Annotated in this window: 17 protein-coding genes and 1 riboswitch; of the genes, 11 read left to right on the top strand and 6 right to left on the bottom strand. The window is 74.0% G+C overall.

Translation table 11 applies throughout. The features are described from left to right. Window positions 1–14 precede the first annotated feature (14 nt). Genes ACTEI_RS34650 through ACTEI_RS34640 form a run of 3 tightly spaced genes read left to right on the top strand, consistent with a single transcriptional unit; the run spans window position 15 to window position 2,432 of the window. Complete coding sequence (locus ACTEI_RS34650) at window positions 15–998, top strand: ATP-binding cassette domain-containing protein (RefSeq protein ID WP_122981489.1); 984 nt, start codon at window positions 15–17, stop codon at window positions 996–998. Beyond that, window positions 995–1,993 carry an ABC transporter permease subunit gene (locus ACTEI_RS34645; protein WP_122981488.1) on the top strand — a complete coding sequence of 333 codons (999 nt, stop codon included), beginning with the start codon at window positions 995–997 and terminating at the stop codon, window positions 1,991–1,993. Before ACTEI_RS34650 ends, ACTEI_RS34645 begins: the two co-directional genes overlap by 4 nt. A gap of 49 nt (window positions 1,994–2,042) precedes the next feature. Then, the gene (locus ACTEI_RS34640) at window positions 2,043–2,432 is read left to right on the top strand and encodes a DUF3263 domain-containing protein (protein ID WP_239082174.1); all 390 of its coding nucleotides are present in this window, start codon (window positions 2,043–2,045) and stop codon (window positions 2,430–2,432) included. A 6-nt stretch (window positions 2,433–2,438) separates the two neighbouring features. On the opposite strand, the gene ACTEI_RS34635 is transcribed toward ACTEI_RS34640, so the two are convergent. Continuing rightward, the gene (locus ACTEI_RS34635; protein ID WP_122981486.1) at window positions 2,439–4,649 is read right to left on the bottom strand and encodes an AAA family ATPase; all 2,211 of its coding nucleotides are present in this window, start codon (window positions 4,647–4,649) and stop codon (window positions 2,439–2,441) included. A gap of 124 nt (window positions 4,650–4,773) precedes the next feature. Between ACTEI_RS34635 and ACTEI_RS34630 the strand changes: the two genes are divergently transcribed. From ACTEI_RS34630 to thrC, 3 genes are all read left to right on the top strand, one after another. Beyond that, window positions 4,774–7,479: an alpha/beta fold hydrolase gene (locus tag ACTEI_RS34630; protein WP_122981485.1), complete on the top strand. Its 2,706-nt coding sequence runs from the start codon at window positions 4,774–4,776 to the stop codon at window positions 7,477–7,479. Continuing rightward, window positions 7,476–8,339, top strand: coding sequence for an ABC transporter permease (locus ACTEI_RS34625; protein ID WP_122981484.1), 864 nt, complete (start codon window positions 7,476–7,478; stop codon window positions 8,337–8,339). The genes ACTEI_RS34630 and ACTEI_RS34625 overlap by 4 nt, the downstream gene beginning before the upstream one ends. 126 nt (window positions 8,340–8,465) lie before the next feature. Beyond that, window positions 8,466–8,600, top strand: a riboswitch (SAM riboswitch). Window positions 8,601–8,610: 10 nt separating this feature from the next. Then, a complete protein-coding gene (thrC, locus tag ACTEI_RS34620; protein ID WP_122981483.1) occupies window positions 8,611–9,891 on the top strand; it encodes a threonine synthase in 1,281 nt (426 codons plus the stop codon). A 222-nt stretch (window positions 9,892–10,113) separates the two neighbouring features. On the opposite strand, the gene ACTEI_RS34615 is transcribed toward thrC, so the two are convergent. Together ACTEI_RS34615 and ACTEI_RS34610 are read right to left on the bottom strand one after the other, a co-directional pair. Next, complete coding sequence (locus tag ACTEI_RS34615; RefSeq protein ID WP_122981482.1) at window positions 10,114–10,557, bottom strand: hypothetical protein; 444 nt, start codon at window positions 10,555–10,557, stop codon at window positions 10,114–10,116. Beyond that, on the bottom strand, window positions 10,557–11,063 hold the full coding sequence (locus ACTEI_RS34610; RefSeq protein WP_122981481.1) for a GNAT family N-acetyltransferase: 507 nt from the start codon (window positions 11,061–11,063) through the stop codon (window positions 10,557–10,559). The genes ACTEI_RS34615 and ACTEI_RS34610 overlap by 1 nt, the downstream gene beginning before the upstream one ends. A 430-nt stretch (window positions 11,064–11,493) precedes the next feature. Here ACTEI_RS34610 and groL point away from each other — a divergent pair, with 430 nt between their 5' ends. Further along, window positions 11,494–13,116 (top strand): chaperonin GroEL, encoded by a 1,623-nt coding sequence (groL, locus tag ACTEI_RS34605; RefSeq protein ID WP_122981480.1) that lies wholly within the window; start codon window positions 11,494–11,496, stop codon window positions 13,114–13,116. Window positions 13,117–13,230: 114 nt separating this feature from the next. On the opposite strand, the gene ACTEI_RS34600 is transcribed toward groL, so the two are convergent. Beyond that, entirely contained in the window at window positions 13,231–18,291 is a 5,061-nt protein-coding gene (locus tag ACTEI_RS34600) for an Ig-like domain-containing protein (protein WP_122981479.1), read from the bottom strand. Between the two features lie 90 nt (window positions 18,292–18,381). Here ACTEI_RS34600 and ACTEI_RS34595 point away from each other — a divergent pair, with 90 nt between their 5' ends. Further along, window positions 18,382–20,181, top strand: coding sequence for a glycerol-3-phosphate dehydrogenase/oxidase (locus ACTEI_RS34595; protein WP_122981478.1), 1,800 nt, complete (start codon window positions 18,382–18,384; stop codon window positions 20,179–20,181). Beyond that, a complete protein-coding gene (locus tag ACTEI_RS34590) occupies window positions 20,178–20,465 on the top strand; it encodes a DUF4031 domain-containing protein (protein WP_122981477.1) in 288 nt (95 codons plus the stop codon). Before ACTEI_RS34595 ends, ACTEI_RS34590 begins: the two co-directional genes overlap by 4 nt. A 37-nt stretch (window positions 20,466–20,502) precedes the next feature. On the opposite strand, the gene ACTEI_RS34585 is transcribed toward ACTEI_RS34590, so the two are convergent. Further along, entirely contained in the window at window positions 20,503–21,150 is a 648-nt protein-coding gene (locus tag ACTEI_RS34585; RefSeq protein WP_122981476.1) for an HD domain-containing protein, read from the bottom strand. 21 nt (window positions 21,151–21,171) lie between these two features. Here ACTEI_RS34585 and ACTEI_RS34580 point away from each other — a divergent pair, with 21 nt between their 5' ends. Both ACTEI_RS34580 and ACTEI_RS34575 read left to right on the top strand, forming a co-directional pair. Continuing rightward, entirely contained in the window at window positions 21,172–22,464 is a 1,293-nt protein-coding gene (locus ACTEI_RS34580; protein WP_187645867.1) for an FUSC family protein, read from the top strand. Window positions 22,465–22,944: 480 nt separating this feature from the next. After that, window positions 22,945–24,684: a PrsW family intramembrane metalloprotease gene (locus ACTEI_RS34575; protein ID WP_316248146.1), complete on the top strand. Its 1,740-nt coding sequence runs from the start codon at window positions 22,945–22,947 to the stop codon at window positions 24,682–24,684. On the opposite strand, the gene ACTEI_RS34570 is transcribed toward ACTEI_RS34575, so the two are convergent. Next, window positions 24,675–24,971 carry a GroES family chaperonin gene (locus ACTEI_RS34570; protein WP_185046288.1) on the bottom strand — a complete coding sequence of 99 codons (297 nt, stop codon included), beginning with the start codon at window positions 24,969–24,971 and terminating at the stop codon, window positions 24,675–24,677. The genes ACTEI_RS34575 and ACTEI_RS34570 overlap by 10 nt on opposite strands. Window positions 24,972–25,063: the final 92 nt, after the last annotated feature.

Here is a 25,063-nt window from a genome sequence, read left to right as displayed (position 1 = left end):
TTAGGGTGCGGCGAATGACCGCCGTACTCGAGATATCAGGGCTGCGTAAGACCTATCGCAGCCGCAAGGGCGTCCGGAACGCCCTGGACGGCTTCGACATGGTCGTGGAGGCCGGTCAGGTGCACGGCTTCCTCGGCCCGAACGGTTCGGGCAAGACCACCACCCTGCGTACGCTGCTCGGCCTGATCAAGCCGAACGAGGGCCGGATGGCGATCCTCGGCCAGCCGGTGCCGCAGCACCTGCCGCAGGTGGCCGGACAGGTCGGCGCGATCGTGGAGAGCCCGCAGTTCTTCGCCAACCTCACCGCCGAGACCACCCTGTCGCTGCTCGCCGACGCCGGCGGCGTCGACCCGCGCCGGGTGCCCGCGGTGCTCGAACTGGTCGGCCTGCGCGACCGGGCGAAGGAGCGGGTCAAGACCTACTCGCTGGGCATGAAGCAGCGCCTGGCGGTGGCGTCCGCGCTGCTGAAGGAGCCGAAGCTGCTGATCCTGGACGAGCCGGCGAACGGCCTGGACCCGGGTGGCATCCGGGAGATGCGCACGCTGATGCGCGACCTGTCGGCCTCCGGGATGACCGTGCTGCTCTCCAGCCACATCCTCGGCGAGATCCAGCTCATCTGCGACTCCGTGACGATCATCGCGGCCGGGCGTCGGGTGGCCGCGGGCTCGGTCGCCGAGGTGCTGGCCAGTCACACCTCCACGACCGTGCGGGTACGCCTGGAGCCCGGGGTGGACCTGCCCGGCGCCGCGGAGATCCTGCGCGCCGCGGGCGCCGCGATCACGCTGGAGAACGACCACTTCACCGTGGCGAACGCCGGCAATCCGGCCCAGATCACCAAGCTGCTCGCCGAGCGGCAGATCTACGTCGCCGAGCTGACCCCGGTCTCGGCCGACCTGGAGGACGTGTTCCTCGAACTCACCGGCACCGCGCCGGTCGACGGGGGGAACCGGCAGGTCGATCAGGTGTCGGCGGCGACGCGGGGCGGGTGGGGTCAGTGAGTCTGTACCGGGCGGAGACCCGCCGGCTGGTCAAGCGGCGTTTCACCAGGTTCTTCGTGCTCCTCGCGCTGCTGGCGCTGGGATTGATCGCGGCCGGCGTGGCGTACTCGAACCACAAGGCCACCCCGGAGGTGATCGCCACCGCGCAGGCCGACGCGGACCGCAGCTACGAGCGCGACGTGCAGACGGCCGAGCGGGACAGGCAGAACTGCGCCACGTCGCCGGAGCAGTACGGCGGCGACTGCGCCAACCTCTGGACCCCGTCCCGGGACGACTACCGGGCGGTCAACTACATGCCGTCGCAGTTCGACTTCCGGGAGAACTACCCGGCGATGCTGATCACCCTGGCCGCGCTGCTGGCACTGGTCGCGTTCATCATCGGGGCGTCGTTCGTCGGCGCCGAATGGAGCAGCGGCGGCATGATGAACCTCCTGCTCTGGCGGCCGCAGCGGATCCGGGTGCTGTCCACCAAGCTGGCCGCGCTGCTGGTCTCGTCGCTGGGGCTGGCCGTGCTCGCCGGCGCCGCCTGGACCGGGCTGTTCTGGCTGATCGCGAACCTGCGCGGGACCACCGAGCGGATGACCCCGGGGGCCTGGCAGTCGATCGGCCTGATGGGCCTGCGCGGCCTCGGCCTGGTGCTGGTGGCCGGGGCGCTGGGCTTCGGGCTCGCCTCGCTGGGCCGGCACACGGCTGCGGCGCTGGGCGCGGCGATCGGCGTGGTGGTGGTGTTCCAGTTCGGCCTGGCCATCGTGCTGGAGCTGGCCAAGGCCCGGTTCTACGAGGCCTATCTGCTGCCGTCCTGGATCGCGGCGTGGATGTTCAAGTCCTACGAGGTGACCGACTACAACGCGCCGTGCGACTTCTCCGCCACCAGCGGGTGCGAGCCGCCGACGCTGACCATCACCTGGCAGCTCGCCGGGGGCGTGTTCGCCGCGGTGGCGATCATCATTGTGGGTGCCGCGATGCTGACGATGCGTAAGCGGGACATCACCTGAGGTAGCGTACGCGGGGATCGCCGGTGGCGATTATGCTGATGATCCCCGCGTGGACATCCACCCGTACCGATACCTGCCGCCAGGGAGCGCCATGCAGCCCGCCGCCGAACCGACCGGGTCCCAGCCGGCCGAGGAGCAGCACATCCCTGCCCCCCGCGCCACCGGGCCGGGCCCGGCCGGCGGGCCGGGGACCGGGGACACCGGGACGCCCGGCCTCACCGAGCGCGACCGGGAGATCCTGGCCTTCGAGGCCCGGTGGTGGAAGCACGCCGGAGCCAAGGAGCAGGCGGTCCGGGACACCTTCGGGCTCTCCTCGACCCGGTACTACCAGCTGCTCAACGCCCTGCTGGACAACCCCGCCGCGCTGGCGCACGACCCGGTCCTGATCGGCCGCCTGCGGCGGCTGCGCTCGGCCCGGGCCCGCACCCGTCGCCGCTGACCCCGGTCAGGGCTGGTGCGTTTCCGCGTACGCCGCCAGCCACGCGACCTGCTCCGGGTCGAGCGAGGCCCGCACCCGTTCCCGCGCGGTCCGCACGTTCGCCGCGGTGACCGTGGAGGCCTCCAGCGAGTCGCGCATCGCGGCCAGCGCCGCCTCCCGGATCAGCGCCGCGCAGTCGGCCGCCGAGAAACCCGCCAGCTGCGCCCCGAGCGCGTCCAGGTCGACCGAGTCGTCCAGGGGCACCGCCCGGGCCGTCGCCCGCAGGATCGCGGCCCGCGCCGGTCCGTCCGGCGGCGGCACGTAGACCAGGCGCTCCAGCCGGCCGGGCCGCAGCAGCGCCGGGTCGATCAGATCCGGCCGGTTGGTCGCCCCGATCACCACCACGTTGCGCAGGTCCTCCACCCCGTCCAGCTCGGTGAGCAGCGCCGCCACCACCCGGTCGGTGACGCCGCCGTCGCTGCCCTGGCCGCGGGCCGGCGCCAGCGCGTCCACCTCGTCCAGGAAGACCAGGGTCGGCGCGGCCTCCCGGGCCCGGCGGAACAGCTCGCGCACCGCCCGCTCGCTGTCGCCCACCCACTTGCTGAGCAGCTCGGCGCCCTTGACCGAGAGCACGTTCGCCTTGCCGGTCCCGGCGATCGCCTTGACCAGGTAGGTCTTGCCGCAGCCCGGCGGGCCGTAGAGCAGCACCCCGCGGGGCGGGGAGACGCCGAGCCGGGCGAAGGTGTCCGGGTAGGTCAGCGGCCACAGCACCGACTCGGTCAGCACCTGCTTGACGTCGGCCAGGTCGCCGACGTCGTCCAGGGTCACCGCGGCCACCTCCAGCGTCGAGTCGGCCATCGAGGTGGGCCGGACCACGTCCAGCGCGGCCTCGAAGTCCGCCATGGTCACGGTCGGCGCGTCCGACTCCTTCTGCCGCAGCGCCGCCCGGACCCCGGCCTCGCGGGCCAGCGCGCCCAGGTCGGCGGCCACGAAACCGGGGGTACGGCCGGCCACGTCGTCCAGGCGTACGTCCTCGGCCAGCGGCATCCCACGGGTCAGCACGCCCAGCTGCTCGCGGCGCATCGCGGCGTCCGGCAGCGGCACGGTCAGCTGCAGCGCCAGCAGGTCCGGGGCGCGCAGCGACGGGTCCACCGACTCCGGCTTGCTGGTGGTGCAGACCACCGCCGCGCCGGACGCCACCGTCTCGGCCAGCACCTGGCGGAACACGGTGGGCAGGGGTCCCGACCCGTCCCGGGGCGCGAGCGCCTCCACGTCCGAGACCAGCAGGACCGCCGGATCGCCGCCGCGCAGCTCAGCGGCCAGGGCGCGGAGCCGGCCGGCCGCCGCGTCGTTGGTGAGCGCGGCCAGTTCGGGTGCCCACACCGGGCGTACCGGGGCGCCGACCGTGGCGGCGACCGCCCGGACCAGCGCCGACTTCCCGGACCCGGACGGCCCGGAGATCAGCACGCCGAGACTGACCCGGGTACCCAGCCGGGCCAGCACCTCGCGGTGATGGAAGCCCAGGTCGAGCAGCTCCGCCAGCTCCTTGGCCTGGGCACGCAGACCGGGCAGGTCGTCGATGCTGGGCGGCGGCACCTCGGGATCGGTGGAGGCCGGACCCTGCGGGCGTACGCCACGGACCGCGACCGTGCCGGTGGCCGCCGCCGCCGGGCCGTCCTGCCACCCCACCACGGTGTCCATGGTGACCAGGGCGGCGTCCGTGGCGGCCACGTCCACCACGGTCAGCAGGGTGCTGGTCCATGCGTACCCGACCCGGTTGGCCAGGCTGCGCCGGGCCGCCTCGACCAGCGACCGGTGCCCCGCCTCGGGCAGCACGTCCTGCGGCAGCAGCGACACGTCGTCCCCGGCGCTGACCACCTTGCCGAGCAGCGCGAGCCGCAGCATCTCCGGGGACACCACGGCGACGATCTCCGGGGCGCCGGCCAGGATCACCCGGCGCGCCGCGGTCACCGGGATCGGGGTGACCGTGACCTGGCCGCCGTCGCGCATCCCGAGGTTGCCGAGCGTGAGGTCGTCGGCGTACAGCAGCGCCCGGCCGGCGCCGGCCTCGGCTCGGGCCACGATCCCGGCGGTGACCCGCGTCCCGGCCAGCCGCACCGGGTCGCCCGGGTGCAGCGCCAGGGCGGCCATCACCTCCGGGTGCAGACGGACGATGCCCCGCCGGGCGTCCAGGGCGGCCGGCCGCAGGGTCACGGTCAGCGTGAGATCGTCTGCCACCGCGGATGCCTCCGATCGATCGACTGCGGTTCCCGACCGCCAACGCTAACCGGCGGACGGTAGCCGGGCGGTACGGCGCACGTTCACAGCCCGTGCTCAGCCTCGCCGGGCTAGGTTGGGCGCCATGTCTGCGTTCCTCCGGGTGACCCGGCGCCGGGCGGTCACCGCCGCGGTGGTGCTCGTGCTGCTCGCCGCCGCGACCATCTGGGCCGTGCTGCCCGACCGGGCCGCCTGGAGCGCCCAGGAGCTGCGGATCACGGTCCGCTCCGGACCGGCCGGCGACCAGCCGGTCGAGCTGGACGCCCGCTTCCTGCTGCCCCGGGACCGCTCCGGCCGGGTGCCCGCGGTGCTGCTCGCGCACGGGTTCGGCGGCAGCAAGGACTCGGTGCGCCCGGACGCCGAGTCGCTCGCCGAGCGCGGCTACGCGGTGCTCACCTGGACCGCCCGGGGCTTCGGCCGCAGTACCGGCGAGATCCACCTGGACAGCCCGGACTACGAGGTCCGGGACGCCCAGCGCCTGCTGGACTGGCTGGCGCAGCGCCCGGAGGTGCGCACCGACGCGCCCGGCGACCCCCGGGTGGGCGTGGTCGGCGGGTCGTACGGCGGCGCGCTCGCGCTGCTGCTGGCCGGCCAGGACCGCCGGGTCGACGCGATCGTCCCGTCCATCACCTGGAACGATCTGAGCCACGCCTTCCTCCCGCAGTCCGCGGACACCGCCGACACCGGGGTCTTCAAGAAGGGCTGGGCCGGCGTCTTCTTCGGCGCGAGCGCCGGCGGCGGCAACCCGGCCTGCGGGCGCTTCGCCGCCGACGTCTGCGCCGCCTACCTCTCGATGGCGACCACCGGCGTGCCGGACGCGGCCACCCGGGAGCTGCTGCGCCGGTCCAGCCCGGCCACCGTGCTCGACCGGATCAAGGCGCCCACGCTGCTGATCCAGGGCGCGGTGGACACGCTCTTCCCGCTCTCCGAGGCGGACGCCAACGCCCGGGGCATCGCGGCCAACGGCACCCCGGTCAAGGTGGCCTGGTTCACCGGCGGGCACGACGGCGGGTCCGGCCCGGGCAACGACCGGGACCGGGTCCGGTACCTCACCGCCCAGTGGCTCGACCACTACCTGAGAGGCGAGGGCGGCGCGCCGGGCGACGACTTCACCTGGTCGCGGGTGGCCGGGTTCAGCGCGACGGACCGGGACCTGGTGACCAACGGGTACTCCACGCAGGCGTACCCGGGTGTCACCGGCACCGGCGCCACCGGTCTGGACCTCACCGGGCCGGCGCGGCGGATCGCCAACCCGCCGAACGGCAACCCGGCGGCGATCTCCGCCCTGCCCGGCCTGGGCAGCCGACTCAGTTCCCTGCTCAGCGGCAACGTGGCCACCGACGTGCCGGGACAGCACGCCACCTTCGCCACCGCCCCGCTTTCCGGCGCGATCGAGGTGGCCGGCGCGCCCACGGTGCGGCTGCGCGCCGCCTCCCCGACCGGCGAGGCGGTGCTCTTCGTCAAGCTCTACGACGTCGACCCGGCCGGCACGCCCACGCTCAGCGCCGGCCTGGTCGCCCCGGTCCGGCTGACCGGCCTGCCCGCGGACATCGCCCGGGCGCGGCCGGTGACGGTCACCCTGCCGGCGATCGTCCGGGAGATGGCGGCCGGGCACACCCTCCAGGTCGTCGTCGCCACCAGCGACCAGGGGTTCCTCTCCCCGGCCGCGCCGGCCACCTACACCGTGGCGGTCGACGGGCAGCTGACGCTGCCCACCCTGGTGGGCACGCCGATCGCCTCGCCCGCGGCCGCCTGGTGGTACGCCCTCGGCGCGCTCGTCCTGGCCCTCCTGCTCGGTCTCGCGGTCCTGCTGCTGGTGCACCGGGCCCGCCGCCGGCGCCGGGTGACGGCGGTGACGAAACCGTACGCCGACACCCCGCTGGTGGTCCGCGGCCTGCGCAAGGCGTACGGCGACGGGTTCGTGGCGGTCGAGGAGATCGGCTTCACCGTCGAGCGCGGCCAGGTCGTCGGCCTGCTCGGGCCGAACGGCGCCGGCAAGACCACCACGCTGCGCGTGCTGATGGGCCTGACCAGCCCGACCGCCGGGGAGATCTACGTCTTCGGGCACCGGCTGGTGCCCGGCGCGCAGATCCTCTCCCGGGTCGGCGCGCTGGTGGAGGGCCCCGGCTTCCTGCCGCACCTGACCGGTCAGCAGAACCTGGAGGCCTACTGGCGGGCCACCGGCCGCCCGTGGGCGGACGCCCGGTTCGCCGAGGCGCTGGAGATCGCCGGTCTGGGCGCCTCGGTGCACCGCCGGACGAAGAACTACAGCCACGGCATGCGCCAGCGGCTGGCCATCGCGCAGGCCATGCTGGGCCTGCCGGAGCTGCTGGTGCTGGACGAGCCGACGGACGGCCTGGACCCGCCGCAGATCGCCGAGATGCGCCGGGTGCTCCAGCGGTACGCCACCGACGGCCGTGCCGTGCTGGTCTCCAGCCACCTGCTCGCCGAGGTGGAACAGACCTGCACGCACGCGGTCGTGGTGAACAAGGGGCGGATCGTGGCGGCCGGCCCGGTCGAGGAGATCGTCGGCGAGTCGCCGTCGGTGGCGATCGAGGTGACCGACGTGCCGGCCGCCACCGAGGTCCTCAGCGGCCTGGGGGTGCGCTCGGTGACTGCGGACGGCGCGTCCGGCCTGATCGTGGACATGAACGGCACCCCGCGCGCCGAGGTGGTCGCCTCGCTGGTGCGCGCCGGTGTCGGGGTGGACCGGGTGGTGCCGCGGCGCCGCCTGGAGGATGCGTTCCTGGCCCTGGTGGGCGACAACTCCCGGGGGAGTGGAGACCGATGAGCGCCTCTGCCGCGACGGGTTACCGCCCGTCCCGCACGCTGCCGATCCGTGCCGAGATCCGCCGCCAGGCGTCGCGCCGGCGCACCCAGCTGGCGCTCGGCTTCATGGCGCTGTTGCCGCTGATCATCCTGGTCGCCTTCGAGTTCGGCGGCGGCGAGAACGACGACGACGGCGACGGCGGGGGCGCGTTCAGCAGCCTGGTCGACCTGGCCACCTCGGGCGGGCTGAACTTCGCGCTGTTCTGCCTGGCGGTCTCCGCCGGCTTCCTGCTCGTGGTGGTCTTCGCGCTGTTCGCCGGGGACACCGTGGCCAGCGAGGCGAGCTGGGGCAGCCTGCGCTACCTGCTGGCGATCCCGGTCCCGCGGGCCCGGCTGCTCGCGGTCAAGCTGGTGGTGGCGCTGGGGTACGCGCTGCTCGCGCTGGCCGTGCTGGCCGGCACCGGGCTGCTGGTCGGGACGCTGCGCTACGGCTGGCACCCGCTGGGCAGCACGGTCGCCGCGCCGATCCCGCCCGGCGCGGGGGTGCTGCGGCTGCTCGGCATCCTGGCCTACCTGGCCGTGGTGCTGCTGGTGGTGGCCGGCCTGGCGTTCCTGCTCTCGGTGCTGACCGACGCCGCCCTGGGCGCGGTCGGCGGCGCCGTGCTGCTCTGGATCCTCTCCAGCATCCTGGACCAGATCACCGCGCTCGGCTCGATCCGCAACGCGCTGCCGACCCACTACAGCGACGCCTGGCTGGGCCTGCTGTCCACCCCGGTGCAGACGGAGGACCTGGCCAAGGGGGCGATCTCGGCGATCGTCTACGCCGCGATCTTCTGGGGGCTGGCGTTCCACCGGTTCACCCGCAAGGACGTCACCTCCTGACGGCATCCGGCGAACGGGGGACCGGCCGCCGCCGGTCGGGTGCCCGCGGAAGGAGGTCGCTCACAACTCGGGATCTTCCTGGGGCGGCGGCGGGATCTCGTCGTAAGCTTCGGGGAACAACTGAATACCTCATCCAGAGGGGCAGAGGGAACGGCCCGATGAAGCCCCGGCAACCACCGCGCATGTCTCGATGACGAGGCCGCGCGCGGCAGGTGCTAATTCCGGCCTCCGCGGTAGGTCGCCGCCGGGGAAAGATGAGAGGAAGGCCTCGATGACGTCCACCGTCAGCACACCCGCCGCCACCACCTCGCCCGCCCGCGGCCTGGTCTGCCGTGCCTGCGGCGCGGAGTACCCGCTCGCCGCCCAGCACGCCTGCTACGAGTGTTTCGGCCCGCTCGAGGTGGCCTACGACGAGGCCGCGCTCGCGCGGGTGACCCGGGCCGAGATCGAGGCGGGCCCGCAGAACATCTGGCGCTACGCGGCGCTGCTCCCGGCCGGTCAGGACCCGGCCACCCGGGTGACCCTCGACCCCGGTCTGACCCCGCTGGTCAGCGCCCCGGCGCTGGCCGCCGCGCTGGGCCTGACCGCTCCGCTCTGGATCAAGGACGACTCGCAGAATCCGACGCACTCGTTCAAGGACCGGGTGGTGTCGGTGGCGCTGACCGCCGCGAAGGAGCTCGGCTTCCGGCGGTTCTCCTGCGCCTCCACCGGCAACCTGGCCAACTCGGTGGCCGCGCACGCGGCCCGCGCCGGGGTGCCCAGCATCGTGTTCATCCCGTCCGACCTGGAGCAGGGCAAGGTCGTCACGACCGCGGTCTACGGCGGCGACCTGGTCGCCATCGAGGGCTCCTACGACGACGTCAACCGGCTGTGCAGCGAGCTGGTGGAGACCGACGAGTTCGAGGACACCGCGTTCGTCAACGTGAACGTGCGCCCGTTCTACGCCGAGGGCTCCAAGACGCTGGGCTACGAGGTGGCCGAGCAGCTCGGCTGGCGGATCCCGGCCCAGGTGGTCATCCCGATGGCCTCCGGTGAGCTGCTCACCAAGGTGGACAAGGCGTTCAGCGAGCTGGTCGAGATCGGACTGGCGCAGGCGCCGGAGGGCGGCTGGACCGTCTTCGGCGCGCAGTCGGCCGGCTGCAATCCGATCGCGGTGGCGCTGCACCACGACACCGACGTGATCGTCCCGGTGAAGCCGACCGGGATCGCGAAGTCGCTGAACATCGGGGACCCGGCCGCCGGGCCGTACGCGATCGAGGCGGTGCGCCGCACCGGCGGGTGGATGGACTACGCGAACGACGACGAGATCCGTGCCGGCATCCGCCTGCTCGCCGAGACCACCGGCATCTTTGCCGAGACGGCCGGCGGCACCACCGTCGCGGTGCTCAGGAAACTGGTGGAGAGCGGCCGGTTGGACCCCGCGAAGGAGACGGTCGTCTACAACACCGGCGAGGGGCTGAAGACGCTGGACGCGATCGCCGGGGAGGCCGGGCCGACCCACCGGATCAAGCCCTCGCTGCGTGGCGCGCGCGAGGCCGGCCTGCTGGGATAGCACTCGGTGACCGGACATCTGCCGGTTGTCGAATATTCCTCCCCCGGAGGGCTTGCGCGCCGATCCCCGGATGGGCAGGATGCATGTCGCGGGAGGACGCGACGCCGTACGAGGCCCCTCACCCGAGCTTGGCGACAATCTCCGAGGGACCCAACGACCCAGCGCTGACCCAATGGCTCCGTGCCGGAGGCGCTGTGCGCCCGTCCTCCCGACCAAACCCCCTCAGCGGAACCGCCGCAGCCATGGGCGCGGCGGGAGCTCCTCGGGATAACCGCCGTCGTTCAGGCCGGCGTGGCGTTCGAACCAGTTGCGGACGCCGAACGATCCCGTCGTCACATAGGACCAGCCACAGGCGAGCCAGTAGGCGGGCCAGAACAGCGGGCCGAGCACCGCGTACTGGCCCGCGTGCCGGCTCTCGTGGGCCAGCAGGGCGGACCGTTGCTCGTGCAGCAGCCACTCGGCGGAGCGGCGCGTGATGATCACCGAGCCGACCGTGAAGCAGGACGCCGGTGGCATCCGGAGCCGCCAGCCCTCGGCGATCAGCACCCCGTGCCGGCCCCGCCGGATCCTCGTCCGGGTGAGCAGGGCGAGCAGGAGGCCGGCGCCGGTGGTCCCGTTCGCGGCGGTGAGTACCGTGCGGGCGACATGCCAGGGGCGGCCGGCCATCAGATCCGCCGGCGCATCTGCAGCTGGGTGAGGACCGGCACGGTCGGGTGCGGCAGGCGCAGCCCGGTGTCCTCGAAACCGAGTTTCTGGTACGCCCGGACGGCCCGGTCGTTGCCGACGACGACCTCCAGCATCAGCTCGTGCCGGCCGGCCGCGGTGGACCAGTCGGCGACCGCCTCGATCAGGCCGGGCAGCAGCTTGCCGCCCCGGCTCGCGGGTGTCAGGTAGACCGAGAAGACCACGGTGACCTGTGGCTCGTCCGGGATGGCGGTGCCGCCGGCGTGCCCGGTCAGCGGGCCGGCGCCCGGGTCGACGACGAACTGGGCGAGATCGGGGCCGCTGGCCGACATGGCGAGCCGCTGCCGGAACCCCTCGTGCGAGCGGGCGGCGGCCTGGGCCAGCGTCTCCAGGAAGGCGAGCGGGCTGTCGGCCAGCATCTCCAGCCGCAGGGCACGCAGCCGGCCGGCGTCCTGCGGGGTGACCCGGCGTACCGTCCAACTTCCCATGTCGTCCTGACTACCCGCCGCGGCGGCCGGCGGCAACCGTCTTGCCGCGAACGGGACGGTGAACGGCCGGTGCGCGGCGGGGCCGGGGTGACCGCCGGGATGACCGTCCGAGCTGGGCGTGAAGATCTTTACCCGGATTCCGGGCCGGACTCGTGGGTTTCGCGGGAAGATGGGGTTTCTTGCACTCGGCACCCGGGAGTGCTAAACAAGTGATTGGCACTCGCGACCCGTGAGTGCCAACAGGTCGGGACGGTGGGGTTCCGGTCACGGCGCCGCCATCGGCGCCGCGGCACGAAACCGGTCGTCGCGGGCTATCCGGCTCGGCCTGAGGACGTCACATCGCCAGGTGGTGACGTCCGCAGACTTCCTCAATGTGCGGGGGCGGGCCGATGCGGCCCGACGCCGCGGATGTCCAGGAGGACAACGCCGTATGGCCAAGATCATCGCATTCGACGAGGAGGCTCGTCGGGGCCTCGAGCGGGGCATGAACCAGCTCGCCGACGCGGTCAAGGTGACCCTCGGCCCGAAGGGCCGCAACGTCGTTCTCGAGAAGAAGTGGGGCGCTCCCACGATCACCAACGATGGTGTGTCCATCGCCAAGGAGATCGAGCTCGAGGACTCGTACGAGAAGATCGGCGCCGAGCTGGTCAAGGAGGTCGCCAAGAAGACCGACGACGTCGCCGGTGACGGCACGACGACGGCGACCGTCCTGGCCCAGGCTCTGGTCCGCGAGGGCCTGCGCAACGTCGCCGCGGGCGCGAACCCGATGGCCCTGAAGCGGGGCATCGAGGCCGCCGTGGCCAGCGTCTCCGAGGGCCTGCAGCAGCTGGCCAAGGACGTGGAGACCAAGGAGCAGATCGCCTCCACCGCGTCCATCTCGGCCGGTGACTCCACGGTCGGCGAGATCATCGCCGAGGCCATGGACAAGGTCGGCAAGGAAGGCGTCATCACCGTCGAGGAGAGCAACACCTTCGGCCTGGAGCTGGAGCTCACCGAGGGTATGCGCTTCGACAAGGGCTACATCTCGGCGTACTTCATGACCGACGCCGAGCGGATGGAGGCCGTCTTCGACGACCCCTACATCCTGATCGCCAACAGCAAGATCTCCGCGGTCAAGGACCTGCTGCCGATCCTCGAGAAGGTCATGCAGTCCGGCAAGCCGCTGGTCATCATCGCCGAGGACGTCGAGGGCGAGGCCCTGGCCACCCTGGTCGTCAACAAGGTCCGTGGCACCTTCAAGTCCGTCGCCGTCAAGGCCCCGGGCTTCGGTGACCGCCGCAAGGCCATGCTGGAGGACATCGCCATCCTCACCGGTGGCGCGGTCATCAGCGAGGAGGTCGGCCTGAAGCTGGACGCCGCCGACCTGTCCCTGCTGGGCCAGGCCCGCAAGGTCGTCATCACCAAGGACGAGACCACCATCGTCGACGGCGCCGGCAACGCCGAGCAGATCCAGGGCCGGGTCAACCAGATCCGCGCCGAGATCGAGCGCTCGGACTCCGACTACGACCGCGAGAAGCTGCAGGAGCGCCTGGCCAAGCTGGCCGGCGGTGTTGCGGTGATCAAGGTCGGCGCGGCCACCGAGGTCGAGCTGAAGGAGCGCAAGCACCGCATCGAGGACGCCGTTCGTAACGCGAAGGCGGCCGTCGAGGAGGGCATCGTCCCCGGTGGTGGCGTCGCGCTGGTGCAGGCCGGCAAGACCGCGTTCGACAAGCTGGACCTGGCCGGCGACGAGGCGACCGGTGCGCAGATCGTCAAGATCGCGCTCGACGCCCCGCTGCGTCAGATCGCCGTGAACGCCGGCCTCGAGGGCGGCGTCGTGGTGGAGAAGGTCCGCAACCTCGAGGCGGGGCACGGCCTGAACGCCGCGACCGGCGAGTACGTCGACCTGCTGGCCGCGGGCATCATCGACCCGGCCAAGGTCACCCGCTCGGCGCTGCAGAACGCCGCGTCGATCGCCGCGCTGTTCCTGACCACCGAGGCCGTCGTGGCCGACAAGCCGGAGAAGACCCCGGCCCCGGCCGGCGCCCCCGGCGGCGGCGACATGGACTTCTGAGTCCGGTCGTAACAGCTGTCCGGAACGGGCGGGTCGCTCTCAGCGGCCCGCCCGTTCCGCTGTTTCCACCCGGTCGCGCCCGAGCGGCGCCGGGCCGGTGGGGCGCGGCAGTCGTCAGCCGCCCGGCTCCCGGCGCTGCTCCGGTACGGGGCCGCCGGCCGCCCGCAACAGCGCACCCAGCCCGGCGAGCAGCGCGGCCACGACGAGCAGCACCCGCGGATCCGGCCCGCCGGTCGTCGGCAGATCCGGCCACCCGCCCACCGGCAGGGCGGGGGAGACCGACGGCGGCGCCGGCGCGGTGGACGGCCGTGGCGCGGCGGACGCGGACCGGCTCGGCGACGGCCCGGGCCGCGCGCTCGACGACGGGACCGCCGGCGACGGGCCGGGCGAGGCGGGCGGCGGGACGGTCACCACGATCGTGCCCTGCGCGACGTTGCCGTCCGCGTCGACGATCTCGTACGTGAACCGGTCCTCACCGACGAAACCCGGGTCCGGGGTGTAGGTGACCGAGCCGTCCGCGTTGAGCCGCGCCGTTCCGTGCGCCGGCGGGGTGATCCGGCGTTCCGCGAACGGCCGGCCGAGGCTGTCCGCCGCCGGCAGCCCGATGACGGCGGCCTCGCCGGGCGGCGTGGTCACCGCCCGGTCCGGGGCCACCGGCGGCGCGCCGACCGTGACCGTCACGGTGGCCGAGGTGCGGTGCCCGGCGTCGTCCGCGGCGGTGTAGCCGAACCGCGCGACGCCGGAGAAGCCGTCCGGCGGCGTGTAGACGACCGCCCGCCCCGCGTCGCTCACGGCTGTCCCGTGGTCCGGCCGGCCGACCTCGACGACCCGCAGGGCGCCCTCCTCGACCAGGTCGTTGGCGAGCACCGGCACGGTGACCGCCGTCCGGTACGCGGTGACCCAGGAGTCCGGCACGGCGAACGGCGTGACGTCGGTGACGATGACGGTCAGTGTCGACTCGGCGGTGCCGCCCAGCGGGTCGGTCACGGCGTACCGGATCTCGGCCTGGCCGGCCCAGATGGCCGGGGCCGTGTACCGGATCCGGCCACCGGTGAGCGTCGCGCTGCCGGCCGGGGGCCGGCTCACCGAGCTGATCGTCAGCCCACCGGCGACCGAGCCGGTGTCGTTGGCCAGCACGTCCACGTCCACCTGCCGTCCGGCCCGTACGGCGGCGAAGTCCGGCCGGGCCGCCGGGGCGGGGCGCACCCGCACGGTGACCCGGCCCCGGGCGGTGTTCCCGATCGGGTCGCGGACCTCGTACGCGATGGTGTCGGTCCCGGCGAAGCCGGCCGTCGGGACGTACCGGATCCGGTTGTCGCCCTGCAGCGACGCCCTACCGTGCGCGGGCGATCCGGTCCAGCTCACGGTGAGCCCCGCCCCCTCCGGATCGACGTCGTTCGCGGCCGCGTCGACGGTCACCGGCGCGCCCGCCCCGGTCTCCGCGCTGTCGTCGGCCGCGGCCGGCGCGAGGTCCACGGTGACCGTCACCGTGCCGGTGTCGGTGCCGCCCAGGTCGTCGGTGAGCAGGTAGTCGAAGGTGTCCACCCGGGTTCCGGGCGCCGGGGTGTAGTCGACCGTGAGCGGCCCGGTGACGGTGACCGTGCCGTGCCCGGGCGGGTCGGCGGAGAGCACGCTCAGCGGCTGGCCGGTGTTCGGGTCCCGGTCGTTGGCGATCACCGGCAGTGACGTGGCCCCCTGCTCGCGCACCCGGAACGTGTCGTCCACGGCGACCGGCGGGGCATTGCGCACCACCACGGTGACCATCGCGGTGTCCGGCACCCCGTGCACGTCGGTGACCGTGTAGGCGAACACGTCCGTGCCGGTGAAGCCGGGCGCGGGCGTGTAGCTCACGCCGCCGCCCGGACCGGCGGCCACCGTGCCGTAGGCGGCCGCGGTCCAGCCGGTCAGGGTGAGCGGGTCGTCGTTCGGATCGTCGTCGTTGCCGGTCAGATCGATGGCGACCACCGTGTCGGTCGGTGTGGAGGCGGTGTCCGGCCGGGCCACCGGACCCGCGTTGACCAGAGCGATCGTGACCGTCGCGACGGCCGAGCCGAGGGCTGGGTCGGTGATCCGGTAGTCGAGCGTGTCGGTGCCGGCGTATCCGGGGAACGGCCGGTAGACGACCCGGCCCGCGACCACGCTCGCGGTGCCGTGCGCCGGCGGGGAGTCGATCGTGACGGTGAGCGGTTCGCCGTTCGGGTCCTCGTCGTTGTGCCGCACGTCGATCGTCGAGGTGACGCCGGCGGGCAGGGTGACCGACTCCGGGCGGGCGACCGGCGGGGCGTTGGCCACGTCGATCGTGACGACGCCGGTGTCGGTGCCACCCCGCCCGTCACTGAGCGTGTAGGTGAAGCGGTCCGGGCCCGACCAGCCGGGGTCCGGGGTGTAGGTCAGCGTGCCGTCCGGGTTGCGCACCACCACACCGTGCGCCGGATCGCTGGCGCCGATGACCAGGAAGGTCGGGCCGGGATTCGGGTCGCTCGCGCCGGTCAGCACGTCCACCGGCGCCGGGGTCAGGTACGCCGTGGTCACCGAGACGTCCACCGCGACCGGTGGCGCGTTGCCGACGGTGACCGTGATCAGCGCGGAGGCGGTCCCGCCGTTGGGGTCGGTGATCGTGTAGCCGAAGGTGTCGGTTCCCGAGAAGCCGATCTCGGTGGCCTGGTAGACCACGTTCCGCCCGGACGGCGCGGCGGTGCCGTGCGCCGGGGCGGCGACCGAGACGATGCTGAGCGGGTCGTCGTTGATGTCCCAGTCGTTGACCAGCACCCCGATGGTGGTGGCCCCCAGGTACGGCACGGTCGCCGCGTCGTCGCCGGCGGTGGGGATCGCGTTGGCCACCTCCACCGCCAGCCGCGCGGTGGCGGTCGCCTGACCGTCGCTGACGGTGTACGTGAACGTCGCGATCCCGACGAAGCTCCGCGCCGGGGTGAACGTGATCGTGCCGCCGATGAAGGTGACCGTCCCGGCCGTGCCGTCGTACGGGTCGGCCAGCGCGGTCACGGTGAGCGTGTCGCCGTTCGGGTCGCTGTCGTTCGCGGTGACCGGCACGGTGACGGTGTCGCCGGTGTCCACCGCGGCGGCGTCGTCGACCGCCACCGGGGCGGCGTTCGGGGTACGCACGGTCACCACCGCGCTGTCACTGCCGCCGTCGGCGTCGGTGATCGTGTAGGTGAACGTGTCGTCCCCGGCCCACCCCGCCGCCGGGGTGTACTCGACCGTCCGGTCCGCCAGCACGATCGCCGACCCGTGCCGGGGCGCGGTGGTGATCGTGACGGTGAGCGCGCTGTCCGGGCCGTCCGGGTCGTCGTCGTTGTCCAGCACCGCGACGGCTCCCGGCGTCCCGGTGTCGGCCACCGCCCGCGGCGCCAGGTTGACCCGCAGCGGCGCGTTCGCGACGTTGTCGGCCGGGACCGGATCGGTGTTCGTGCCGTACGCCCGCAGCGCGGCGGACGGCCGGGCCGTGGCCGCCGCCTGGACCGTCGCCGGGATCGCGGCGCCGGCCCGCGTGCCCGGCAGCAACGGGCCGAACAGGCAGGTCACCTGTGAGCCGTACCCGGTGCACCCGGCCGGCAGCGGTCCCGCGGCCACCCCGGCCGGCAGGGACAGCTCGGCTCGCGCGTCCGGCTCCGCCGACGGGCCGCCGTTGGTGACCGTGAGCAGGTAGGTGACCGCGGCCGGCAGCGCGGACCGCTGCACCGCGGCCGGCGTCACGGTGAGCGCGGCGGCCAGGTCGGACTGGGCCGGCGCGACCACGCTCGCCGCGGTCCCGGCCAGCCCGGAGACGGCCACGCCCGCGGTGTGCCCGGTGTAGCTCAGGGTCACCAGGTTGGTGATCGCGTAACCGGGCGGCGTGGCCGGGTCGACCCGGACCTGGAAGGTCACATAGGTGACCCCCTGATACGGGATGTCGCCGAGCGCGAAGTCGAGCCGCGCCGGGGTGGCCGGGTCGGCGACCGGCGACCCCCGGATCCGCGCCGAGCCCGGCACGTAGCCGGTGTACGTCGGGATCGCGTCGGAGAGCACGGTGTCGTCGGCGACGTCGTTGCCGACGTTGCGCACCTCGACCCGGTACTCCAGGATGTCGCCGGGCAGCAGGTCGCCGCCGTTGAGGTCGGTGCCGGTCAGCGTGGCGACCAGCTTCGGCGCGTACAGGTCGATGGCGAACGTGACCACGCCCGGGTAGTAGGTGTCGCTGGTGGTGGTCAGGGTCAGGGTGGCCGACGTGACCGCGTGCCCGAGCCGGTCGGTCGCGTCGAACTGGTCGATGTCGACGCCGAACAGGTTGGCGTAACCGGGGTCGCGCCCGCTGCCGGTCGCCGTGCTGTTGAAGAAGTTGTCCACCGGGTTCGCCGCGTCCGACATCGGCTGGCCGTCGATCTGCAGCGCGTCACCCCGCTTGCCCAGGTCACCCTCGTACGCCACGGTCCCCACCTCGGCCCGCACCGAACCCGAGTGCGGCGTCTCGAAGCCGCTCACCCGGATGTCCACGTCGCCCGAGGAGGCGCTCACCGTGCCCAGCCCGTCGTAGATCCGCAGCGCGCGCAGCACCTCGGCCGGGTTGCGGTACGCCACCGCGAGCGCCCACCCGGCGTACTGGCCCGCGCCGGTGGCGGTCTGGATGTCGGCCACCCCGTACACCCCGCTGCCCGCGCCGGCCACCAGCGCGGTCACGTCGGCGAACCCCTGATACGGGTTGCCGGAGCCGTGCACCGTGGTGGCGGTGATCGACTGCCAGGCGGTGCTCGCCGGGGTCCGCAGGCGAACCCGGTCGCGCCGGAGCCCCAGGAGCGGGGCCGTCACGCCGCTGCCGACGGCGAGGCTGCCGCTCCAGTACAACCCGGCGAAGAGCACCGAGCTGCCCGGCGGGAGGGCCACCGTGGCGGTGCTGTCGTTGAGCGTCGTCAGATCGCGGTCGGCATCCGCGGCGACCATCGAGAAGTCGTTGTTGTCCAGCCGGTTACCGGTCGCGTCCCGTCCCGCCGGGCAGCCGAGGGCCAGCGGGGAGCACACCAGGTTGGCGTTGCCGCGCAGCAGGATCGACCCGTTCGTGTTGGCCTCGAAGCGCAGCGCGAATCCCGCGGTGGCGGCGGCCTCCCCGGGGTACCCGGCGAGGCCCACGGCGGCCAGGACGAGCGCGCAGACCAGCAGGACCGCGGCGCCGGTGCGGTGCATGACTGCGACGCTAACGGGTGAATCGGGCCGGTGTGGGCCGGACCACATTCATCCGCCGGGCGTATACCGGCGGGGGCTAACCTTGCAGGGGTGCGCGATCCCTCCGTCTCCCGCTTTACGGCCGGCCGGCTCTCCCCGATCCGCCGCACCGCTGATCTGCGGCGGCTGCGTGCCGAGCAATTCGACGTCCTCGTGATCGGCGGTGGGGTCACCGGCGCCGGCGCGGCGGTCGACGCCGCCTCCCGTGGGCTCAAGGTGGCTCTGGTCGAGGCGCGTGACTTCGCCGCCGGCACGTCCAGCCGGTCCAGCAAACTGATCCACGGCGGCCTGCGCTACCTGGAGCAGCTGGAGCTGCACCTGGTGCACGAGGCGCTCACCGAGCGCGGCCTGCTCGCCACCCGGATCGCCCCGCACCTGGTGCGCCCGGTGCCGATCCTGGTGCCGCTGCCGGCCGCCAACCCGGCGAAACGCGTCTGGCAGCGGGCCTACTACGGGCTCGGCGTCGCGGCGTACGACGTGTTCGCCGGCGTCTTCGGCGGCGGCCGGGGGATGCCCCTGCACCGGCACCTGACCCGCGACGGCGCCCGGCACCTGTTCCCGAGCCTGCGAGCCGACAAGATCACCGGCGCGATCCGGTACTACGACGGGCAGATGGACGACGCCCGCCTGGTGGTCAACCTGGCCCGGACCGCCGCCGCCCAGGGCGCCGCGGTGGTCACCAGCGCCCGGGTCACCGGGTTCGTGCGCGAGGCGCGCGAGGTGGTCGGCGTGCGGGTCAAGGACCTGGAGGCGCCCGACTCCGCGGAGTTCGAGGTGCGCGCCAAGACGGTCGTCGCGGCCACCGGGGTGTGGAGCGACGACATGTCCGAGATGCTGCGCGACGTCGGCGTCCGCCCCGGCCTGCGGGTGCGCGCCTCCAAGGGGGTGCATCTGGTGGTGCCCCGCTCGGCGATCACCGGCGAGGCCGGGCTGATCCTGCGCACCGCCACGTCGGTGCTGTTCGTGCTGCCCTGGGGCGGCCACTGGATCATCGGCACCACGGACACCGACTGGCAGCTGGACCGGGCCCACCCGGCCGCGTCCGCGCGCGACATCCGATACCTGCTGGACCAGGTCAACACGGTGCTGGACCGGCCGCTGACCACCGACGACATCGAGGGCGTCTACGCCGGGCTGCGCCCGCTGCTGTCCGGTGAGGCCGACTCCACCTCGAAACTGTCCCGCGAGCACGCCGTGGTCGAGCCGATGCTCGGGCTGATGCTGGTGGCCGGCGGGAAGTACACGACGTACCGGGTGATGGCGGCGGACGTGATCGACCGCGCGGTGCGCCGGATGGGCGGGCCGTTCCGCGAGTCGCGGACCGACCAGCTGCCGCTGCTCGGCGCCGACGGGTACGCCGCCGCGTGGCGGGACCGGCAGGACATCGCCCGGCGGCACGGTGTCACCACCGGGGTGATCGAGCACCTGCTGGAGCGGTACGGCACGCTCACCGTCCACCTGCTCGCGATGATGGCCGCCGACCCGCAGCTCGCGGTCCCGCTCGCCGGCGCCCCGGAGTACCTGGCCGCCGAGGTGGCGTACGCCGCGCTCGCCGAGGGGGCGCTGCACCTCGACGACGTGCTGACCCGGCGTACCCGGATCTCGATCGAGACCGCGCACCGCGGCGCCGAGTCGGCCGGGCACGCCGCCCGGGTGATGGGCGCGGTGCTCGGCTGGGACGAGACCGTCCGCCGGCGCGAGGTCGAGCACTACCTGGCCCGGGTCACCGCCGAGCGGCAGTCCCAGACCATGCCCGACGACCTGGGCGCGGACGCCGCCCGGGTGGGTGCTCCGGACGTCCGCGGGCTGGCCGCCGACCGGCGCGCCCACCTGCTCGAAGCCGACCTTTGATCCTCGTCGACGAGCCGCGCTGGCCGGGTCGTGGCCACCTCTGGTCACACCTGGTCAGCGACGTCTCCTACGCCGAGCTGCACGCGTTCGCCGAGATGCTGGGCTCGCCGCGGCGCGCTTTCGACCGCGACCACTACGACATCCCGGCGTTCCGCGTGCCGAGCGCCCTGTGGCTGGGCGCGCTGCTGGTGCCGTCCCGGGAGCTGACGTGGCGACTGCGCGCCGCCGGCCTGCGCCGCCCGAAACACCTGCACCGACGCCTGCGGCCGGACCACCCGCGCTGAGGCCCGCCGGCCGGTGCGACGGGCCGGCGGGCGCCGGTCAGGCCAGCGTCTCCAGCTCGGTGCGGAGGTTGGCGCGGGCGCGCTCCTCCCACCCGTCGCGGATCGGCGCGAGGCGGTAGATCGACGGCAGGTTGAGCAGCTCGTGCAGCACCCGGGCGCGTCCGGCACGGAAGTCGGCGTCGCTCACGTGCGCGTACTCGCGACGGATCGCGGCGGTGTACCGGGCGTAGCCCTCCTCGTCCGCCGCGAGAATCGCCAGGTCGGCGTCGCAGAGCAGCTCCCCGTCCGGGTCGTTCTCCTCGGTCGCGTGTCCGGCGGTCAGCCCGACCAGCCGGGCGACCTCGGCCGCCGCCTCCGCCGGCACGCCCAGCGTGAGCAGCAGCCCCTCGGCGAACTCCGCGCTGTCCCGCTCGTTCGCGTCGCCCAGCGCCCGCGGGTCGTAGACCGCGTCGTGCATCCAGGCGGCCAGCCGCACCCGGTCCGGATGCGGCGCCAGTGCGGCGAAGCGGTCCACCACGTCCAGCACCGCGGAGAGGTGCGTCACGTCGTGATAGTGCCGTTGCGGCTCGGTCCAGCGGCCGAGCAGGTAGTTTGCGGCGGAGTCCAGGTCGGCGTCCGCAGCGGTGGCGCCGGCGCCACGGGCGGCGGTCCGGAATCGGTCGGGCAGAGATGTCACGATGGCCATCCTGGCACGGAGGTGGCACGCATGATCAGCGCCGCGAGGGTTCGGGCCGGCGCGGCCGCGTCGCGGGCCCGGGCCGGGTTCATGCTGGCCCTGCAGGCCGGTCTCGCCGCCGGCCTGGCCTGGTTCGTGGCGCACGACCTGATCGGCCGCCCGGTGCCGTTCTTCGCCCCGGTGGCCGCGGTGATCACGCTGGGCTCCTCGGTGGGTCAGCGGATGCGCCGGACCGCCGAGCTGGTCTTCGGGGTAGCGGTCGGGATCGGGCTGGGTGACGGCCTGATGGTGCTGATCGGCAGCGGCCCGGTGCAGATCGGCCTGATGGTGCTGCTCGCCGTGCTGGTGGCGACCACGGTCGGCGGCGGCGCCCCGCTGATCGTGCAGTCCGCCTCCTCGGCGGTGCTGGTCGCCACCCTGACCAGCAGCACCGGCCAGCCCTGGAGCAGGTTCCTCGACGCGCTGGTCGGCGGCGGGATCGGCCTGGCGGTGATGACCGTGCTGCTGCCGATCAATCCGCTCAGCGTGGTGCGGCGGGCCGCCGATCCGGCGCTGCGCGCCTTCACCGCCGGGCTCCACGAGGCCGCGCTCGGGCTGGCCGAGGGTGACCCGGACGTCATCCAGGCGGCGCTGGCCCGGTTGCGGTCCGCGGAGGGGACGTTCGCCGCTTTCCGTACGGCCATCGACGCGGCCCGGGAGAACGTCGCCTTCGCCCCGGCCCGCTGGCGCGCCCGGGGTGCCCTGGCCCAGTACGTCGAGGGTGCGCCCCAGCTCACCTACGCGCTGCGCAACGTGCGGGTGATGATCCGCCGCGCGCAGACCGCGCTGAACGACCGGGAGCGGGTGCCGGAGGTGCTGCCCGCCTCGGTACGGCACCTCGGCGACGCGGTGGACCTGCTCCGGCAGGAGTGGGCGCGCGGCGCCGAGCCGGTGGCCGCCCGGGAACGCGCGCTGCGGGCGGCGGCCGAGTCGGGGCGGGCCTACCAGACCGGGGTGGGGTATTCCGGTGGGGTGGTGGTGGCACAGATCCGCACCTCGGTGGCCGACCTGCTGCGCGCCACCGGCGTCGAGCACGCCGAGGCCGGCCGCCAGGTGCGGGCGGCGGTGGGCTGGCACGGCCGGCCGCACGGGGCGCGGCGGCGGACCGGCCGTTCACGATCGGTGTCTCCGGCTGATCCGGCGTCCGGCGCGTCCGCTGGCCCGGCGTCCGGCGCGTCCGCTGGCCCGGCGTCCGGCGCGTCCCCTGGCCCGGCGTCCGGCGCGTCGTCCGGTCCGCCCCCTGGTCCGGCGCCCGGCCCGCGGTCCGAGCCGGACGCCGGCTGATCGATGGGCGGCTGACCGCTTCCGTCCTCCTCGGGCACGCCGGCCAGGCCCCCGATGACTACGCTGGCGGTCATGGCCGACGTCTCGCCGGCCGGGGCACCTGACCCGGCCAACCATCCCGCCTCCGCTCCGGAGCCCGCGCCGGCTTCCGCCGCCCCGCCGGCTGGCTCGGCCGCGCCGCCTTCGTCGGCTCAGCCGGTCCCGTCGGCCGGGCCGGGTTCTCCGGTTGCGCCGGTCCGGTCGGCTACGCCGGTTCCCTCCGCTCCGCCTGTTCCTTCCGCTCCGCCTGTTTCATCGGCTACGCCGGTTCCCTCCGCTCCGCCTGTTCCTTCCGCTCCGCCTGTTTCATCGGCTCCGCCTGTTTCATCGGTTCCGCCGGCTGGGCAGTTCGCCCCGGCGCCGCAGTCCTGGCCGGCCGACGGGGTCGCACCGGTCTACGCCCCGATCGACGGCGACGCGTCGGCCTACCCGCCGCCCGGCGTGAGCGCTGAGGCCGTCCCGGCGGACGCCGTGCCGCCCCTGCCCACCGGGACGGTGCAGACCGTCGCGCCGATCCCCGGCCGCCGTAACGGCTGGCGCCGCTGGCTGCCGGTCACCGGCGCGATCGCGCTGATCGCCGCGGCCGCCATCGGGATGCTGGTCTTCCTCGGCTACAGCATCGGCCTGCCCGGCCTGGCCATCGGCCTGACCGCGGCGATCCTGCCGGTCCCGCTGCTGGCCAGCGCGTTCGCCTGGCTCGACCGCTACGAGCCGGAGCCGGTCAAATACCTGGTCTTCTGCTTCGCCTGGGGCGCCGCGGTGGCGACCGCGGTGGCGCTCGGCGTGAACACCGGGGCGGCCTGGCTGTTCGGCAAGATCGGCCTGCCGGACGCGCTGGTGGCGGTCCTGGTGGCGCCGTTCATCGAGGAGTCGATGAAGGCGGCCGGCCCGCTGCTGCTGTTCTGGCGGCGTCGCGCCGAGTGGTCCGGGATCACCGACGGCATCGTCTACTGCGGGCTCTCCGCGCTCGGCTTCGCCATGGTGGAGAACGTGCTCTACCTGGGTGGCCACGGCTACGCCGCGGGCGCGAACGAGTACGGCCCGGCCACCGGCCTGACGAACGTCTTCGCCATCTTCATCGTCCGGATCCTGTTCACCGGCTTCGCGCATCCGCTGTTCACCTCGATGACCGGCATCGGCCTGGGCATCGCGGCGCGCTCCGCCGACCGGCACGTGCGCTGGCTCGCCCCGGTCGGCGGCCTGCTGCTCGCGATGATCCTGCACGGCACGTTCAACCTGCTGCCGACGCTGTCCGCGGCCACCGGCGAGACGCTGATCATGCTGTACGGCTACCTCGGTTTCATGGTGCCGTTCTTCTTCGCCGTGGTCGGTTTCGCCATCGCGCTGCGCAGCTGGGAGGGCCGGATCGCCGAGCGGGTACTGCACCACTACGTGCGGGCCGGCTGGTTCGCCCCGCCCGAGGTGGCCGCGCTGGGCAGTCTGGGCCGACGGCACTCGGCCCGGCAGTGGGCCCGGCGGGTGGCCGGTCCGGCCGGGGGCCGGGCGATGCGCAGCTTCCAGTTCGCCGCGACCCGGCTGGCCCTGATCCGCGACGGCATGCAGCGCGGCCTGGCCGGCGACCCCCGGGAGATGGCGAAGGCCACGGCGGAGGAGGGCGAGCTGCTCGCCGCGATCACCGGGTACCGCTCGGTCTTCACCGGGCGCGACCCGCAGACCCCGCCGTCCTGGTGGGACGGCCAGAGCTACCGGATCACCTTCCCGGACGGGGTGGTGCGCACGGTGGCGTCACCGGCCGAGCCGGTCATGCCGGTCCCGGTCCGGCTGCCGCCGCCGATGCCGGCGTACGCGGGTGGCTGGGGTCAGCCCGCCGGGTACGGCCATCCCGGCGGCTACGGCCACCCGGCCGGACCGCCGCCGTTCGCGCCGGTCCCGCCGCCCAGCACGAACCAGCAGCAGCCCGTCCCGCCGCCGTTCGCGCCGCCCTACCCGGGTCAGCAGCCTTCGGCGCCGCCGTACGCGGGTCAGCAGGCTTCGGCGCCGCCGTACGCGGGTCAGCAGGCTTCGGCGCCGCCGTACGCGGGTCAGCAGCAGCCCGTCCCGCCGTCCCACCCGGGCCAGCCGCACGCGGGCCCGCAGCATCCGGCGCAGTACCCGCCGGGCTCCGGCGGATGGCCGCGGCAGCCGGACCACGCCGGGTGGCAGCCGCCGCCCTACAGGTAGAGGCCGGTGCCGTCCGACTCGACCCGGGTGGCCGCGACCGCGTGCACGTCCCGCTCGCGCAGCAGGACGTACTCCTTGCCGTGCAGTTCCACCTCGGAGCGGTCGTCCGGGTCGAACAGCACGCGGTCGCCGACCACGATCGACCGGACGTTCGGGCCGACGCCGACCGCGGTGGCCCAGGACAGCCGCCGCCCCATCGAGGCGGTGGCGGGGATGACGATGCCCGCGGTGGAGCGGCGTTCGCCCTCCCCACCGTCCTGACGGACGAGGACGCGGTCGTGCAGCATCCGGATCGGCAGTCCGGAATCGGTTCGAGAGGTGTCGGCACTCACGAGTGCAGACGGTACGCCGCCGTCCGGCCGGGCGTTCGGCGTGGTCG

This window comes from Actinoplanes teichomyceticus ATCC 31121 (assembly GCF_003711105.1).
GTDB lineage: Bacteria > Actinomycetota > Actinomycetes > Mycobacteriales > Micromonosporaceae > Actinoplanes > Actinoplanes teichomyceticus.
Note: the sequence above shows the minus strand (reverse complement) of the source record. Positions and strands in the feature narration are given on the sequence as shown.

Bases quoted from the DNA above. Each gene is read 5' to 3' on its own strand.
- ACTEI_RS34610 (WP_122981481.1), bottom strand. From the start codon at position 11,063: ATGGGAAGTTGGACGGTACGCCGGGTCACCCCGCAGGACGCCGGCCGG.
- ACTEI_RS34600 (WP_122981479.1), bottom strand. From the start codon at position 18,291: ATGCACCGCACCGGCGCCGCGGTCCTGCTGGTCTGCGCGCTCGTCCTG.
- ACTEI_RS34570 (WP_185046288.1), bottom strand. From the start codon at position 24,971: ATGCTGCACGACCGCGTCCTCGTCCGTCAGGACGGTGGGGAGGGCGAA.
- thrC (WP_122981483.1), top strand. From the start codon at position 8,611: ATGACGTCCACCGTCAGCACACCCGCCGCCACCACCTCGCCCGCCCGC.
- ACTEI_RS34580 (WP_187645867.1), top strand. From the start codon at position 21,172: ATGATCAGCGCCGCGAGGGTTCGGGCCGGCGCGGCCGCGTCGCGGGCC.
- ACTEI_RS34650 (WP_122981489.1), top strand. From the start codon at position 15: ATGACCGCCGTACTCGAGATATCAGGGCTGCGTAAGACCTATCGCAGC.
- ACTEI_RS34630 (WP_122981485.1), top strand. From the start codon at position 4,774: ATGTCTGCGTTCCTCCGGGTGACCCGGCGCCGGGCGGTCACCGCCGCG.
- groL (WP_122981480.1), top strand. From the start codon at position 11,494: ATGGCCAAGATCATCGCATTCGACGAGGAGGCTCGTCGGGGCCTCGAG.
- ACTEI_RS34625 (WP_122981484.1), top strand. From the start codon at position 7,476: ATGAGCGCCTCTGCCGCGACGGGTTACCGCCCGTCCCGCACGCTGCCG.
- ACTEI_RS34585 (WP_122981476.1), bottom strand. From the start codon at position 21,150: ATGGCCATCGTGACATCTCTGCCCGACCGATTCCGGACCGCCGCCCGT.
- ACTEI_RS34615 (WP_122981482.1), bottom strand. From the start codon at position 10,557: ATGGCCGGCCGCCCCTGGCATGTCGCCCGCACGGTACTCACCGCCGCG.